Origin of the sequence: Kitasatospora sp. MBT66 (assembly GCF_000710405.2) — a bacterium.
Classification (GTDB): Bacteria; Actinomycetota; Actinomycetes; order Streptomycetales; family Streptomycetaceae; genus Kitasatospora; species Kitasatospora purpeofusca.
Window position 1 is genome coordinate 120,858 of record NZ_JAIY01000013.1, and the last position, 15,277, is coordinate 136,134.

Genomic DNA, 15,277 nt, shown 5'->3' on the forward strand with positions numbered 1-15,277 from the left:
CCGGGGCCGGTGCTGGCGGTGGGTCGGCGGGGGGCGGTCGGGGCCGGGGCGGCGGGGACCGGCGCGCCGCCGGTACTGCCCGTGCCTCCGGTGCCGCCGGTGCCTCCGGTCGGGGGTGACGGGGCGAGGGTGGCGGACGGGGAGGCCGAGGCCGGTGCGGTGGTGCTCGGGGTGGTGCTCGGGCCGGCGACGACGGGCCACTTGGTGGCCTCGGTGGGCTGGAGGTCGAAGGAGCGGACGACGGTGCCGTCCAGGACGTCGCCCATGTAGCTGGTCCAGATCCGGGTGGGGAAGGCGCCGCCGTTGATCCGGGCGTAGCCGGCGGTGCCGGCCAGCGGTTCCTTGGCGTGGGTCTTCGGGTTCTCCCGGAAGAGTCCGACGGTGGTGGCGAGTTCGGGGGTGTAGCCGGCGAACCAGGCGGAGAGGTTGGCGTCGGTGGTGCCGGTCTTGCCGGCGGCGGGGCGGCCGAGGTCGAGGGCGGCGGCGCCGGTGCCGTGCGGGCCGACGACGTCGCGCAGGACGTCGGTGACGGCGTCGGCGGTGCCGCGGTCGAGGGCGGTGGTGGCGGGCTGGTCGGGCAGGTCCGGTACGTCGAGCTGCCCGGGGCCGGGGTTGACCCGTTCCAGTTTGGCGACCGACCAGGGGCGGTGCGCCTCGCCGTGGTTGGCGAGGGCGGCGTAGACGCCGGCCAGGTCGAGGGCGCTGGGGGTGGCGGTGCCGAGGGTCATCGAGGTGTTGGCCGGGTCCATGCCGGGCACGTCGGCGGGGATGCCGAGCCGGACGGCGGTCTCCCGGACGTGGGCGAGGCCGGCGTCCACCCCCTCCTGCGCGTACACCGAGTTGACGGACTTGACCATGGCCTGGCGCAGCGTGATGGAGCCGTAGTCGAGGTCGTCCTCGTTGGGCGGCGCGTACGGGGTGGGGCCGTCGGTGACGGGGCGTTCGCTGGTGCCGTCGTAGCGGGTCTCGGTGCTGATCGGGAGGCCGTCGGAGCTGCTGCCGCGGTGGGAGCTGATCCCGGCGGCGAGGTCGATCGGTTTGAAGGTGGAGCCGATCTGGTTGTCCTGGCGCAGTGCGTCGTTGTAGGGCTGTTTGGCGTAGTCGGGGCCGCCGTAGACGGCGACGACGCGGCCGGTGGCGGGTTCGACGGAGGCGCCGGCGACCCGGACGTCGGTGTCGGTGGCGGGCCGGGCGGCGGGGTCGAGTTCGTCGGTGAGTTCCTCGTGGACGGCGCGCGCGAAGGCGTCCTGCTTGTCCTGGTCGAAGGTGGTGGTGATGCGCCAGCCGCCGGCCTTGAGGGTGGCGGAGTCGAGGATGCGGTTGGTGACCAGGTAGTCGTCGGCGACGCCGACCAGGTAGCCGGCCTGGCCGGCGAGGCCGGTGGCGGGCTGCGGGTCGATCGGGTCGGGGAAGGCGGCGTCGGCGCGTTCGGTGGCGCTGATGAAGCCGAGCTGGACCATGCCGTCGAGGGTGTACTGCCAGCGGGCCAGGGCGCGTTCGCGGTTGGCGGGGGTGGCGGTCCTGACGTCGTAGGCGCTGGGGGCCTGGAGCAGGGCGGCGAGGTAGGCGCTCTGCGGGAGGGTGAGTTCGGAGACGTCGACGCCGTAGTAGGCGCGGGCGGCGCTCTGGATGCCGTAGGCGCCGCGGCCGAAGTAGCTGGTGTTGAGGTAGCCGGCGAGGATCTCGTTCTTGTCGCGCTGCTGGTCGACCTTGAGGGCGATCAGGAGTTCGCGGCCCTTGCGTTCGATGGTCCGGCTCTGGGTGAGGTAGTAGTTCTTGACGTACTGCTGGGTGATGGTGGAGCCGCCCTGCATGCCCTGGCCGGTGACGGTGTTCCAGCCGGCCCGGACCATGCCCTTCAGGTCGATGCCGCGGTTCTGGTAGAAGGTGCGGTCCTCGGCGGAGACGACGGCCTGCCGGGTGCTGACGGGGATCCGCTCGATGCCGACGTCGGTGCGGTTGACGGTCCCGGTGCGGGCGATCTCGGTGACGCCGTCGGCGTAGAGGTAGACGTTGCTCTGGGCGACGGCCTGGGCGTTGGGGTCGGGCAGCGGGACGATGACGTAGAGCACGGCGAAGGCGCCGACGGCGATCAGCAGGGCGCCGAGGAGGGCGCCGAGGCACATCCGCCAGGTGGGCAGCAGCCGCCGCAGGAGCGGCAGGGCGCGGCGTGCCTCGCGGCGGGCGGCCCGTCTGGCACTGCGGCGGGTGCTCAAGGTCATGCCGAGATTATGTGCTATTTGACCGTGCATCAGGCGGCGGGGCGGGGCCGGGCGGTCGGGGGAAAACCGGGTGCGCGGCGGGTTGTCCGGCGCTACGGTGAAAGGTGCTAACGACATAGCGCGGCCACTTCGGGCTCCGGCCCGCGACAGCTCCGCCCGTCGGGCCCGGTACCCCCCGGGTGCGGTGGTCGGGGCCGGTCCGGCATGCGCTCCCGCGGCCAGGGGTCTCCCTGCGCCGCTCTTTGTCGACAAGGAGACAATATGCAGAACGCTGGACTCCATCCTCCTGATCCCGTCGGCGACACCCCCGCACCCCCGCGCCCGCGGCGGCCGGACGCCGCACCGGGGCGCTTCGTACCGGACCTCCTCGCGGCCCTGCGGCTCTACGCGGCCGTCGCCCGGGGCGCGTTCCGGCGCTTCGCCACCTACCGGGCTGCCAGCCTCGCCGGGGCCTTCACCAACACCGTCTTCGGTTTCATCCTCGCCTCCACCTTCCTCGCCCTCTGGCACGCCCGCCCCGGCCTCGGCGGCTACGACGAGGTCACCGCGGTCACCTACATCTGGGTCAGCCAGGGGCTGCTGGTCACCGTCGCCGTCATGGGCGGCGGCTTCCAGGACGACGTCCAGGAGCGCTTCCGCAGCGGCGACATCGCCATCGACCTCTACCGGCCGGTGGACTTCCAGGGCTGGTGGCTGGCCACCGACCTCGGCCGGGCCGCCTTCCACCTGCTCGCCCGGGGCGTGCCGCCGATGCTGGTCGGCTCCCTGGTGTTCCGGGTCCGACTGCCCGAACACCCGCTGACCTGGGTGTACTTCCTGCTCGCCACCCTGCTCGCGGTGGTGGTCAGCTTCGGCGTGCGCTTCCTCGTCTCGCTCACCGGCTTCTGGCTGCAGGACTCCGAGGGCGTGCGCTCGGTGACCCTGGTGGTGTCGATGTTCTTCTCCGGGATGCTGCTGCCGCTCGCGCTCTTCCCCGGCCTGCTCGGCGACCTCGCGCCACTGCTGCCCTGGGCGGCGCTGGTGAAGGTGCCCACCGACGTCTTCCTGGAGCGCGTCACCGGCCCCGGCCTGCTCGGCGCGCTCGGCTTCCAGCTCGGCTGGGCCGTCGTCCTGCTCGCGGCCGGCCGGCTGGTCCAGCTGCTGGCGACCCGCAAGGTGGTGGTCCAGGGTGGCTGACCAGGCCGTCGTGACCCGGGCGCCCCTGCCCGCCGTCACCCGCGAGTCCCCGGCCGCCAGGGTGGCCTGGGCGGTGCGCTCCTGGTGGCTCGCCGCCGCCATGTGGACCAGGGCGATCATGTCCTACCGGGCGTCGTTCGTGATGATGCTCTGCGCCAACGTCGTGGTGACCTTCCTCGACTTCGTCGTGGTGATCCTGATGTTCCGCCACACCGACACCCTCGGCGGCTGGACCCTGCCCGAACTCGGCTTCCTCTACGGGACCTCGGCGCTGGCCCTCGGGCTGGCGAACCTCTTCGTCGGCTCCGTCGACGCCCTGGGCGAGCGGATCCGCACCGGCACGCTGGACATCATGCTGGTCCGGCCCGCGCCCGCGCTCGCCCAGCTGTGCGCCGAGCGGTTCTCGCTGCGCCGGCTCGGCCGGCCCGCCCAGGCGGCGGCCGTGCTGCTCTGGTCGCTGACGGCGCTGGACGTCCACTGGACCTGGGACCGGGTACTGCTGCTGCCCGTCCTGGTGGTCTGCGGCACGCTGATCTTCGCCGCGGTCTTCATCGGCTTCGCCAGCCTCCAGTTCTGGTGGGGCGAGGCCAAGGAGATCCAGAACTCCTTCACCTACGGCGGCGCCACGGTGCTGCAGTACCCGCCGACCGTCTTCGCCAAGGAGCTCGTCGCCGGCACCGTGTTCGGCATCCCGCTGGCCTTCGTCAACTGGCTGCCGGCGCTGCGGATCCTCGACCGGCCCGATCCGCTGGGCCTGCCCACCGCCTTCCAGTACGCCTCGCCGCTCGCGGCCGCGCTCGCCCTGGCCGTCGCCGGCCTGGCCTGGCGCGCCGGGCTGCGCGCCTACCGCGGCGCCGGCGGCTGACCCCCCTCCCCGACACCTGAGGAAGCACCATGGCTCTGATCGAACTCGACGACGTCCGCCGCACCTTCACCGTCCGCGCCAAGGCCGGGCGGCTGCGGCGGGAGAAGCGCGAGGTGCGCGCCGTCGACGGGCTGACCTTCACCGTCGAGGCCGGCGAGTGCGTCGGCTACATCGGCCCGAACGGCGCCGGCAAGTCCACCACCATCAAGATGCTGACCGGCATCCTCGTCCCCACCGCCGGACGGCTGCGCGTCGCCGGCGTCGACCCGGCCCGCGAACGGGTCGCCCTGGCCCGCCGGATCGGCGTCGTCTTCGGACAGCGCACCACGCTCTGGTGGGACCTCCCGCTGCGCGACTCCTACGAACTCGCCCGCCGGCTCTACCGGATCCCCGACCACCGATATCGCGCCAACCTGGACCGCTGCGTCGAACTGCTCGACCTCGGCGCGCTGCTCGACACCCCCGTCCGCCAGCTCTCGCTCGGCCAGCGGATGCGCGGCGACCTCGCCGCCGCCCTGCTGCACGACCCGCGGGTGCTGTACCTGGACGAGCCGACCATCGGCCTGGACGTGGTCAGCAAGGCCAAGGTGCGGGACTTCCTGCGCGAGGTCAACCGCGACCTCGGCACCACGGTGCTGCTCACCACCCACGACCTCACCGACATCGAGCAGCTGTGCGACCGGGTCATGGTGATCGACCACGGCCGGGTGGTCCACGACGGCGGGCTGGAGGCCCTGCACGCGGCCGGCGACAGCGAGCGGACCCTGGTCGTCGACCTGGCCGGGAGCCATCCGCCGATCGAGGTGCCCGGTGCCCGGGTGGTCCGGGTGGAGGGCCCGCGCCAGTGGCTGGCCTTCCCGTCGCAGGAGAGCGCGGCCCCGGTGGTGGCGGCCGTCGCCGCCCGCTACCCGCTGGTGGACCTGTCGGTGCGGGAGCCGGCGATCGAGGACGTGATCGCCCGGATGTACGCGGAGGTCGCGATCGGCTGAGCCGTGGGCCGGGCGATCGGCGGGGCGAGCTGAGCGGTCGGGGCCGCAGTCCTGGAGGGACCGGGCGTTCGGTGCTCGGCCGGGCGTTCGGCCCGCCTCGCTCGTGCGGGTGGTGGACGTGACCCCACGGCGTGCCGCCGAGTTGACCTTGCATCGCCCGGCGACGCGCCGCCCGCCCCGTTCCGCGGACGGCGCGTCGCCGGGCGGCGACCGCTCGGCGACCCGCGCACCGGAGGGCAGCGCCCGATGACCGTACCCGACGTGACCGTGGTGATCGCGGTCTACAACACCATGCCGTACCTGACCGCCTGTCTGGACTCGCTGGTCCGGCAGACCATCGGGCACGCGCGCATGGAGGTGGTCGCGGTCGACGACGGCTCCACGGACGGCGGCGGCGAACTGCTCGACACCTACGCGGCCCGGCACCCCGGGCTGTTCCAGGTCGTCCACCAGGCCAACTCCGGCGGCCCGGCCGCGCCGACCAACCGGGGGCTGGCGCTCGCCCGCGGCCGCTACGTGCTCTTCCTCGGTGCCGACGACTGGCTCGGTGACGAAGCCCTGGCGCGGATGGTCGGTTCCGCCGACGACTGGGGGTCGGACGTCCTGATCCCCAAGCAGGTCGGGGTGAACGGCCGGCTGGTGCCGCAGGGCATCTTCGACACCACCGCCGCCTCCGTCGGCTTCGAGGACTCCGCGCTGGCCTGGGCGCTCGCCGACACCAAGCTGTTCCGGCTCGACCTGGTCCGGCGGCACAACCTGGCGCGCAAGGAGGAGCTGAAGGTCTACTCCGACCAGCCCTTCACCCTCGCCGCCTGCCTGCGGGCCCGCCGGATCTCCGTCCTCGCCGACTACGACCACTACTTCCTGGTGCTGCGCGAGGACCGGGGCAACGTCACCCAGCGGGCCGGCGCGCTGGACCGGATCCGCGGGGTCGCGGCCGTGCAGTGGGTGGCCGCCGAACTGGCCGCTCCCGGCGCGCAGCTGGACGCCATCAGGGCGCGGCACTTCGGCTGGGAGGTGCCGCAGCTGCTCCAGGAGGGCCTGCTCGCCCTCGACACCGGGCTGCGGGACCAGGTCTGCGAAGGCGTCGGCGAACTCGTCCGGCAGTTCGGCGCCCGCGAGGTGTACCACCGGCTCGCGGTGCCCGACCGGGTCCGGCTGGAGCTGGCCGCCACCGGGCGGTACGCGGAACTGCGCGAGCTGATCGCCCACGAGGCGGAGCACGGCGCGCCGCCGGAGGTGTCGGAGACCGGGGCGGACGGGGTCCGGCGGCGGTACGCGGCCTACCCGGTGTTCCGGGACGGCGCGGCGGGGCTGCCGGACGAGCTGTTCCTGCTCGGGGAGGAGCGGGCGGAGGCGCCGGTGGACCCGGAGGCGGGCGGGAGGGGCGGGCCGCCGCCCACGCTGGTGCAGCAGCTCTGGCGCGGCGCGGTGCCCGCCCAGGTGCGCCGCCGGCTGCGCGGCTACCCGGCCTGGCGCCGGCTCGCCGACGCCGTGGCCGCCGACGGCCGGAACGGAGGACGGCGATGACGCGGCCGGAAAGAGGGACGGCGATGACGCGGCCGGAAGGGGGAGCGGCGATGAGCCGGTCGGAACGGGGGACGGCGATGGGCCCGCTCGACATCTGCGTGGTGGGCCTGGGCAAGCTGGGCCTGCCGCTCGCCGTCCAGTTCGCCGCCAAGGGCCACCGGGTGACCGGCGCCGACGTCGCCCCGCCGGTGGTCGAGGCGGTCAACCAGGGCCGGCCGCCGTTCCCCCGGGAGGCCGGACTGGACGAGGCGCTCAAACGGGTGGTCGCCGAGGGCCGGCTGCGCGCCACCACCGACACCTCGGCCGCCGCCGCCGGGGCCGAGGCGGTCGTCCTGGTCGTCCCGCTGGTCACCGCCGCCGACGGCACGCCCGACTTCACCCTGCTCGACGCCGCCACCGACGCGGTCGCGGCCGGGCTGCGCCGGGGCACGCTGGTCAGCTACGAGACCACCCTGCCGGTGGGCGTCACCCGGGGACGGTGGGCGCCGCGCCTGGCGGCCGGCTCCGGGCTGACCCCGGGCCGGGACTTCGCACTGGTCTTCAGCCCGGAGCGGGTCCGCACCGGCCGGGTCTTCGCCGACCTGCGCCGCTACCCCAAGCTGGTGGGCGGGACCGACCCGGCCGCCACCCGGCGCGGCGCCGAGTTCTACCGGGCGGTACTGGACTTCGACCCGCGCCCCGACCTGGCGGCGCAGGGCCGGCCGAACGGGGTGTGGGAGCTGGAGTCCGCCGAGGCGGCGGAGTTCGCCAAGCTCGCCGAGACCACCTACCGGGACGTCAACATCGCCCTGGCCAACCAGTTCGCCCGGTACGCGGACCGGATCGGGGTGGACTTCGCCGCCGTCGCCGACGCCTGCAACTCGCAGCCGTTCAGCCATCTGCACCGGCCGGGCGTCGCGGTCGGCGGGCACTGCATCCCGGTCTACCCGCGGCTCTACCTGTGGAACGACCCCTCGGCGACGGTGGTCCGGGCGGCCCGGGCGGCCAACCTGGAGATGCCGGGCTACGCGGTCGGGGTGCTGGACGGCGCGCTGGAGGGCGGCATCGCCGGGCAGGGCGTGCTGGTGCTCGGCGCCGCGTACCGGGGCGGGGTCAAGGAGACCGCCTACTCGGGGGTGTTCCCGCTGGTGGAGGCGGTGCGGGCGGCGGGCGCCCGGCCGTACGTGGCCGACCCGCTGTACCCGGCGGCGGAACTGACGGCGCTGGGCCTGCCCGCGTACGGGGGCGAGCCGGTGGCGGCGGCGGTGCTGCAGGCGGACCACCCGGAGTACCGGGAGCTGGCCCCGGCCGACCTGCCGGGCGTCAGGGTGCTGCTGGACGGCCGGCGGTGCACCGATCCCGACCGGTGGGCGGGCGTGCCGGGGGTGCGCCGGATCGTGCTCGGGGGCGCCTGAGGCCGGGTGACCGCCCGCCGTGCGGGGCGGGCGCGGGGCGGGCGCGGTGGTCGACCGGCGCGCGGCCACCGGACGCGCCGTCCGTTCGCGCCGGGCAACGGGCAGACTGGCGGGGTGAGCGACGAAGCCTTGAGCGGGACCGGCCCCGGGATGCGGTTCACCGCGGCCGACGAGGAGAAGAGACGCGGCGTCCGCCGGATGAAGACCATCGCGACCGGCCTGCTGGCCTTCGCGACCCTGGTCTTCGCCCTGGCCACCTGGGCGAAGGCGGCCGGTGCCGGCGCCTGGGCCGGCTATCTGGCGGCCGCCGCCGAGGCCGGCATGGTCGGCGCGCTGGCCGACTGGTTCGCGGTGACCGCGCTGTTCCGGCGCCCCTTCGGCCTGCCCATCCCGCACACCGCGATCATCCCGACCAAGAAGGACTCCTTCGGCCGGTCGCTGGGCGACTTCGTCGGGGAGAACTTCCTCTCCGGCCAGGTGGTGCGCGAGCGGCTCGCCGCGCTCGGCATCGCCCGCCGGCTGGGCGAGTGGCTGGCCGCGCCCGGCAGCGCCGAACGGGTCACCAAGGAGGCCTCGGCGGCGCTGCGCGGCGTGCTGGCGGTGCTCCGCGACGACGACGTGCAGGCGGTCGTCGCCGAGGCGGTGACCCGGCGGGCCGCCGCCACCTCGGTCGCCGAACCGGCCGGCCGGATGCTCGGCAAGGTGGTCGCGGACGGCGGCCACCACGGGGTGGTCGACCTGGTCGCCGTGCGGGCGCACGACTGGCTGGCCGAGAACCACGCCGAGGTGGTCCAGCGGGTCACCCAGAAGACCCCCGGCTGGACCCCGAAGTTCCTCGACCACCAGGTCGGCGAACGGGTCTACAAGGAGCTGATGCGGTTCGTCACCGACATCAGGGACGACCAGGAGCACCCGGCGCGCGGCGCGATCGACAACTTCCTCGCCGACTTCGCCACCGAGCTGCAGACCGACCCGGAGACCATCGCCCGGGTCGAGCGGGCCAAGGGCGAGCTGCTCGTCAGGCCCGAGGTGCAGGAGCTCATCGCCTCCACCTGGGCGGCCGTGCGCTCGCTGGTGCTGAACGCCGCCGAGGACGAGGACAGCGAGCTGCGCCGGCGCATCCGCGAGGGCGTGCGGACCTTCGGCACCCGCCTGGCCACCGACCCCAAGCTCCAGGCCAAGGCGGACGGCTGGCTGCAGGACGCCGCCCAGTACCTGGTCGACACCTACCGCGCCGAGATCACCTCGCTGATCTCCGAGACGGTGGCGGGCTGGGACGCCGACGACGCCTCGCGCAAGATCGAGGCCAACGTCGGCCGGGACCTCCAGTTCATCCGGATCAACGGCACGGTGGTCGGCGCGCTGGCCGGGCTGCTGATCCACTCGGTGGCGGTCGCGTTCGGCGGCTGAGACAGCGCCGGTGTCTCCAAACGAAGCTTGAGACACCACCCGTACCAGGGCTCTGACCTGCGGAAATGCCTTCGGCGGGGGTCGGGGGAGCGGTGGGACGGCCGAAAACGGTCCGTCGGCCCCGGCGGCGTGCGCCACAGTGGTCCCAGCAGGTTCCGCGGCACGGTGATCGACCGGGCCGCAGATCCGCCCGCAGATCGACGACGCGGTGGCGGGCGGGACGGCGGGGACAGCGGGCGGCACGGGGGTGTGCCCGCCGTCCCCACCGCTCCGCCCGCCTCTATCCTTGCCAGCACCACCTCGTACGCGCGTAGAAGTGCGCGCGGCGCGGCGGCTCGTCGAGGCAGAGGAAGAAAGGGCACCACCGTGGTCCAGCCGGACGGAAGTCGGATCGGAACCCCCAGCAGCACCCCCGCGGAGTCCGCGGACCGCTCCATCGAGGCGTTCATCGCCGCGATGCCGAAGGCGGAACTGCACGTCCACCACGTCGGATCGGCCTCGCCCCGGGTGGTCGCCGAACTGGCGGCCCGGCACGAGGGCCGGACCAAGGTGCCCCTCGATCCGGCGGCCCTCGCCGAGTACTTCACCTTCACCGACTTCGCGCACTTCATCGAGGTCTACCTGAGCGTCGTGGACCTGGTCCGGGACGCCGAGGACGTCCGCGCCCTCACCTACGGCGTGGCCGAGGACATGGCCCGGCAGAACATCCGCTACGCCGAGCTGACCGTCACCCCGTACTCCTCGGTCAGCCGGGGCATCCCCGACGTCGCCTTCATGGAGGCCATCGAGGACGCCCGCCACCGTGCCGAGAAGGAGCTCGGGGTGGTGCTCCGCTGGTGCTTCGACATCCCCGGCGAGGCCGGTCTCGCGGCCGCGGAGGAGACCGCCCGGCTCGCCGTCGACCTGGCGCCCGAGGGCCTGGTCAGCTTCGGCCTCGGCGGCCCGGAGATCGGCGTCCCGCGCCCGCAGTTCAAGCCCTACTTCGACCGGGCGCGGGCGGCCGGCCTGCGCAGCGTCCCGCACGCCGGGGAGACCACCGGGCCGGAGACGGTCTGGGACGCGCTGCGGGTGCTCGGTGCCGAGCGGATCGGCCACGGCACCCAGGCGGTCAAGGACCGGGCGCTGATCGACCACCTGGGCGAGCACCGGATCCCGCTGGAGGTCTGCCCGACCTCCAACATCGCCACCCGGGCGGTGGAGCGGATCGAGGACCACCCGATCAAGCGGATGGTCGACGCCGGGCTGCTGGTGACCGTCAACAGCGACGACCCGCCGATGTTCGGCACCGACCTCAACACCGAGTACGCGGTGGCGGCGCGACTGCTCGGCCTGGACGAGGCCGGGGTGGCCGCGCTGGCTAAGAACGCGGTGGAGGCGTCCTTCCTCGATGCCACCGGCAAGGCCCGGCTGGCCGGGGAGATCGACGCCCACCTGACCCGGTGGCGCCAGGCCTGAGCGGCGGCCTCCCGCAGCTCCGGGGCCCCGTCGGCGGTTGCCGGCGGGGCCCTCGACGTTTCCCGGCCGGTCCGGGCCGGCCTGGCCGGCGTTCCCGGTGGGGCCGTTCGCCGGGGATGGTGCCATTCACTCGTTCGAGTGGCGCCAGATGATGGCGCCAAATCGCTCGACATGGCGCCACGGGTGTGCCATTCTTCTGGACATGGACCTCACGCCGTACGTCGACAATCTCCGGCACGAGCTCGCGGTGGCCGCGGGTGCGGGCGGGGACGAAGCGCGCGCTCTGGCCGAGCGCCTGACCCTGCCGCTGGAGTCGGCCGCCCGGCTCACGCTGCTGAACGCACTCTCCGCCGCGATGGGGGAGGTGACCAGGGAGCTGGCCCCCGGATCGGTGGACGTCCGGCTGCGCGGGCTCGACCCGGAGTTCGTGGTCACCGTGGCGCCGGGCGCCGACTCGTTCCACGGGCCGGGGCCGTTCCACGAGGCGGGGCCGACCGGGCCCGGCCCGGTGGCGCCGTCGATGGCGCCACCGGTGGCGCCGTCCGGTGCGGCCGGGGAGGCCGAGGACGGCACCACCGCCCGGATCAACTTCCGGCTCCCCGGCCACCTCAAGGCCCGGGTCGAGGAGGCCGCCGGGCAGGAGGGCCTCTCCGTCAACGCCTGGCTGGTCCGGGCCGTCGCCGCCGCGCTGGAGCCGGCCGCACCCGCCAGGCCCGGGCCGAGGACCGGCCGCGGGGTCGGTCAGGGCTTCACGGGCTGGGTCCGCTAGCCTCCGGCCCCCGCCCCTCGATCATCCGTCAGTCACCCCTTTCAACTGCGGAAACGCAGCACAGAGCCACTAGGACGGAACAGCCATGCCTTCTTTCGACACTCCGGGCCCGATCCGCGCCACCCTGCGGTTCGACATCGGCTCGGTCCGGATCGCGGCCGCCAAGCGCACCGACACCCTGGTCGAGGTCCGCCCGACGGACCCCGGCGCCGCGCTGGACGTCCGGCTCGCCGAGCAGGCCGCGGTCTCTTGCGCCGACGGCGCCCTGGTCGTCAAGGTCCCGAAGAAGCGCGGGATCTTCGGGAAGACCGGATCGGTCGACATCACCGTCGAGGTCCCGGTCGGGTCCTCGGTGGACGCCGACGCGCCGATGGGCGACTTCCTGCTGGAGGGCGTCTTCGGCGACTGCCGGATCAGGACGGCGGTCGGCCGGATCCGGATCGACGAGGCGGCGGCCGTCGACCTGAGGAACGAGCTCGGGGAGGTCCGGCTGGGGCGGGCCGACGGGGACGCCGAGGTGGAGTCCTCCGGCCGGACGGAGATCGGCACCGTCGGGGGCACGCTGAAGGTCAAGAACCTCAACGGCGAGACCGTCGTCGGGGAGGTCACCGGTGATCTGCGGGGCGAGGCGGCCAACGGCGGCGTCACCGTCGGCACCGCGCTGGCCGGGGTCGACCTCCGGTCCGCCAACGGCAGCCTGCGGATCGGCGAGCTCGTCCGGGGCCGCGCCGCGCTGGAGACCGCCATCGGCACCGTCGAGGTGGGCATAGCCGAGGGCACCGCCGCCTGGCTCGACGTGCACACCCAGGTCGGCTCGGTCCGGAACGCACTGGACGCCTCGGAGGCGCCCGCCGGGACCGGGGAGACCGTCCGGCTCACGGCCCGCACCCAGGTCGGCGACATCGTGATCCGGCGCGCCTAGGGCTCGCCTTCCAGACCGCCCGCGGCCGTCCGGACGGGGGACGGCCGCGGGCCCCGGGGAGCGGTCGCCCCGGCGCCGGTCGGTGTCAGTGGCGTCGGCGGGGGATCAGCGCGGCAGGCGGAGCGCCAGGCCGTCGAGCACGACCTCCAAGCCGTAGTTGAACTTCTGGTCGCGCAGGGCCGCCGGGTTCGCCACGGCGTCGGCCGCGGCCTCGGCGAAGGCGTCGGCGAGGAAGTCGTGCCCGGCCACCGTCTCCGCGACGGCGGGCATCAGCCGGGCGATGAACTCGCCCTCGGTGTCGCCGCTCCTGGCCACCGTGGTGAGGAAGGCCGCCTCGGTGGTGCTCATCCCGAGGACGTAGGAGAGCACGGTGTCGATGGCCCGTGACGGCTCGGGGTAGCCGGCGGCCGAGAAGAGCGCGGCCATCCGCTCGGACACCGTCAGCAGGTTGGGGCCCAGGTGGACCAGGCCGGCCTGCCCGATGACCGAGCCCAGCCAGCGGTGGCGCAGCGTGGTGGCCCGGAAGGACTCGCAGGTCAGCGTGACATCGGCGCGCCAGTCGGCGGCGCTCGGGTCCGGGACGGGGATCTCGCCGAACACCTCGTCCAGCGCGAGCTCGATCAGCTCGTCCTTGGTGGCGACGTGCCGGTAGAGCGAGGTCGCGCCGGCGTTGAGCCGGGCGCCGAGCTTGCGCATGGAGAGCGCCTCGACGCCGTCGGCGTCGAGCATCGCGATCGCCTCGCGGACGATCGCGTCCCGGCTGAGCGCGGGCTGTTCGGGCTCCCGCTGCTGCCGGGCCCACACGGACGGGATCGGGTTCGTCGCCTTGGCGGCCACCGCTGGTCCTCCTTGGAGTCGGTAACGGAAATCCCTGCGTACACCGTTCGCATCAGCGTACAGGAATTAGGGTTGCGCACACTGTTCCGCTGTGCGTACAGTGTTCGCATCGACGGTACATCGTACGCATCGGGCGTACTTCGGAGGGGAAAAAACATGGAAGGCCGTAACCCGCGGCGCTGGTGGATCCTGCTCGTGCTGTGCCTCAGCACGCTCGTCCTGGTGGTCGACAGCATGGCGCTCACCGTGGCGGTGCCGTCGATGACCGAGGACCTCAAGGCCACCGCGCAGGACACGCAGTGGATCCTCGACTCGTACATCCTGGTCTTCGCCGGCCTGCTGCTGACCTCGGGAAGCCTCGGCGACCGGTTCGGCCGCCGCAAGGTGATGATCGCCGGTCTGCTGCTCTTCGGCGCGGCCTCGCTGGCGGCGACGCTCTGCACCAACCCCGGTGAGGTCATCGCGAGCCGGGTGGCGATGGGCGTGGGCGGCGCGCTGATCATGCCCTCGACGCTGTCGATCCTCATCACCGTCTTCGACGAGGACGAGCGGGGCAAGGCCATGGCGGCCTGGGGCTCGGTCTCGATGCTCGGCCTGGTCGGCAGCCCGGTGCTGGGCGGTGTGCTGATCGACCACTTCTCCTGGCACTCGATCTTCTTCATCAACGTGCCGGTGGTGGTCGTGGCGATCGCGGCCGCGCTGCTCCTGATGCCCGAGTCCAAGGGGCCCTGGCAGAAGCCGGACCCGCTGGGCGCGGTCCTCTCGGCGGTCGGTATGACGGCGCTGATCTGGTGGATCATCGAGATCCCGAAGCACGGCGCGTTCGGCGGCGCCTCGCTGGTCTCCCTGCTGGTCGCGGTCGGGGCCCTCGGCGGCTTCGTGGTCTGGGAGAACAAGGTCGCCGAGCCGATGGTGCCGCTGGCGCTCTTCAAGAAGCGCAACTTCAGCGGCGGTTCGCTCTCGCTGACCCTGGTGCAGATCGGCAACGGCGGCCTGCTGCTGGTCCTCACCCAGTACCTGCAGTTCGTCCTGGACTACTCGCCGGTCAAGGCGGGCACGGCCTTCGTGCCGATGGCGGTCGCCGCGCTGATCGGCAACGGCGCCGGCGCCGGGCTGAGCGCGAAGACCGGCCACCGGCCGCTGGTCCTGGTCGGCATGGCCCTGATGGCGGGCTCGTTCGTCCTGCTGAGCACGGTCGACGCGGACACCGGCTTCACGATCCCGGCGGTGGCACTGGGCCTGCTCGGCCTGGGCGCCGGCCTCGCGATGCCGGCCGCGGTCGGCGCGCTGATGAGTGAGATCCCGGCCGAGAAGGCGGGCGTCGGCTCCGCGCTCAACGACACCATCCAGCAGGCGGGCACCGCGCTCGGCATCGCGATCCTCGGCTCCCTGCTGGCCAGCGGCTACGCCGACAAGATGCCGGCCGGCTCCTCCGAGCAGGCCAAGCAGTCGATCGTCGGCGCGCTGGCCGAGGCCAAGGGCGACCCCGCCGCGGTGCACGCCGCCCGGGAGGCGTTCACCTCGGCGATGTCGACCACGCTCATGGTGAGCGCGGCGGGTGTGCTGGCGGCGGCCCTGGTGGCGGCGCTGGTGCTGCGGAACCGCAAGCCGGGCGCCCCCGCGGAGGCTTCCGAAGCTCCCGGCGCGGCCAAGGAGGACGTGGCCGAGCTGGCGGTCTGACCGGTACGAGGCACTTGAGGCACGCGAA

At 73.8% G+C, this 15,277-nt stretch carries 12 protein-coding genes; 10 read left to right on the forward strand and 2 right to left on the reverse strand.

Annotated elements, in window-relative coordinates:
* On the reverse strand, positions 1-2,222 hold a 2,222-nt coding region (locus BI06_RS51550; protein WP_051742549.1), incomplete at its 3' end, for a transglycosylase domain-containing protein.
* 375 nt (positions 2,223-2,597) lie between these two features.
* Here BI06_RS51550 and BI06_RS34035 point away from each other — a divergent pair.
* The 9 genes from BI06_RS34035 to BI06_RS34075 all read left to right on the forward strand — a co-directional run bounded on the left by BI06_RS34035 (position 2,598) and on the right by BI06_RS34075 (position 12,732).
* On the forward strand, positions 2,598-3,398 hold the full coding sequence (locus BI06_RS34035; RefSeq protein WP_043474914.1) for an ABC-2 family transporter protein: 801 nt from the start codon (positions 2,598-2,600) through the stop codon (positions 3,396-3,398).
* On the forward strand, positions 3,391-4,263 hold the full coding sequence (locus BI06_RS34040) for an ABC-2 family transporter protein (protein ID WP_341845490.1): 873 nt from the start codon (positions 3,391-3,393) through the stop codon (positions 4,261-4,263). Before BI06_RS34035 ends, BI06_RS34040 begins: the two co-directional genes overlap by 8 nt.
* A 29-nt stretch (positions 4,264-4,292) precedes the next feature.
* A complete protein-coding gene (locus BI06_RS34045; RefSeq protein ID WP_037779992.1) occupies positions 4,293-5,252 on the forward strand; it encodes an ATP-binding cassette domain-containing protein in 960 nt (319 codons plus the stop codon).
* A 246-nt stretch (positions 5,253-5,498) separates the two neighbouring features.
* A complete protein-coding gene (locus BI06_RS34050; RefSeq protein ID WP_051742550.1) occupies positions 5,499-6,782 on the forward strand; it encodes a glycosyltransferase in 1,284 nt (427 codons plus the stop codon).
* Positions 6,783-6,832: 50 nt separating this feature from the next.
* A complete protein-coding gene (locus BI06_RS34055; protein ID WP_233290400.1) occupies positions 6,833-8,176 on the forward strand; it encodes a nucleotide sugar dehydrogenase in 1,344 nt (447 codons plus the stop codon).
* Between the two features lie 114 nt (positions 8,177-8,290).
* Positions 8,291-9,586: a DUF445 domain-containing protein gene (locus tag BI06_RS34060; protein WP_369826305.1), complete on the forward strand. Its 1,296-nt coding sequence runs from the start codon at positions 8,291-8,293 to the stop codon at positions 9,584-9,586.
* A gap of 435 nt (positions 9,587-10,021) precedes the next feature.
* Positions 10,022-11,041, forward strand: coding sequence for an adenosine deaminase (locus BI06_RS34065; RefSeq protein WP_030394206.1), 1,020 nt, complete (start codon positions 10,022-10,024; stop codon positions 11,039-11,041).
* A 202-nt stretch (positions 11,042-11,243) separates the two neighbouring features.
* Positions 11,244-11,810, forward strand: coding sequence for a toxin-antitoxin system HicB family antitoxin (locus BI06_RS34070; protein ID WP_030394205.1), 567 nt, complete (start codon positions 11,244-11,246; stop codon positions 11,808-11,810).
* Between the two features lie 85 nt (positions 11,811-11,895).
* Positions 11,896-12,732: a hypothetical protein gene (locus BI06_RS34075; protein WP_043474805.1), complete on the forward strand. Its 837-nt coding sequence runs from the start codon at positions 11,896-11,898 to the stop codon at positions 12,730-12,732.
* Positions 12,733-12,837: 105 nt separating this feature from the next.
* On the opposite strand, the gene BI06_RS34080 is transcribed toward BI06_RS34075, so the two are convergent.
* Complete coding sequence (locus tag BI06_RS34080; RefSeq protein ID WP_030394203.1) at positions 12,838-13,569, reverse strand: TetR/AcrR family transcriptional regulator; 732 nt, start codon at positions 13,567-13,569, stop codon at positions 12,838-12,840.
* A 156-nt stretch (positions 13,570-13,725) separates the two neighbouring features.
* Here BI06_RS34080 and BI06_RS34085 point away from each other — a divergent pair, with 156 nt between their 5' ends.
* Entirely contained in the window at positions 13,726-15,249 is a 1,524-nt protein-coding gene (locus BI06_RS34085; RefSeq protein WP_051742551.1) for an MFS transporter, read from the forward strand.
* Positions 15,250-15,277 lie beyond the last annotated feature (28 nt).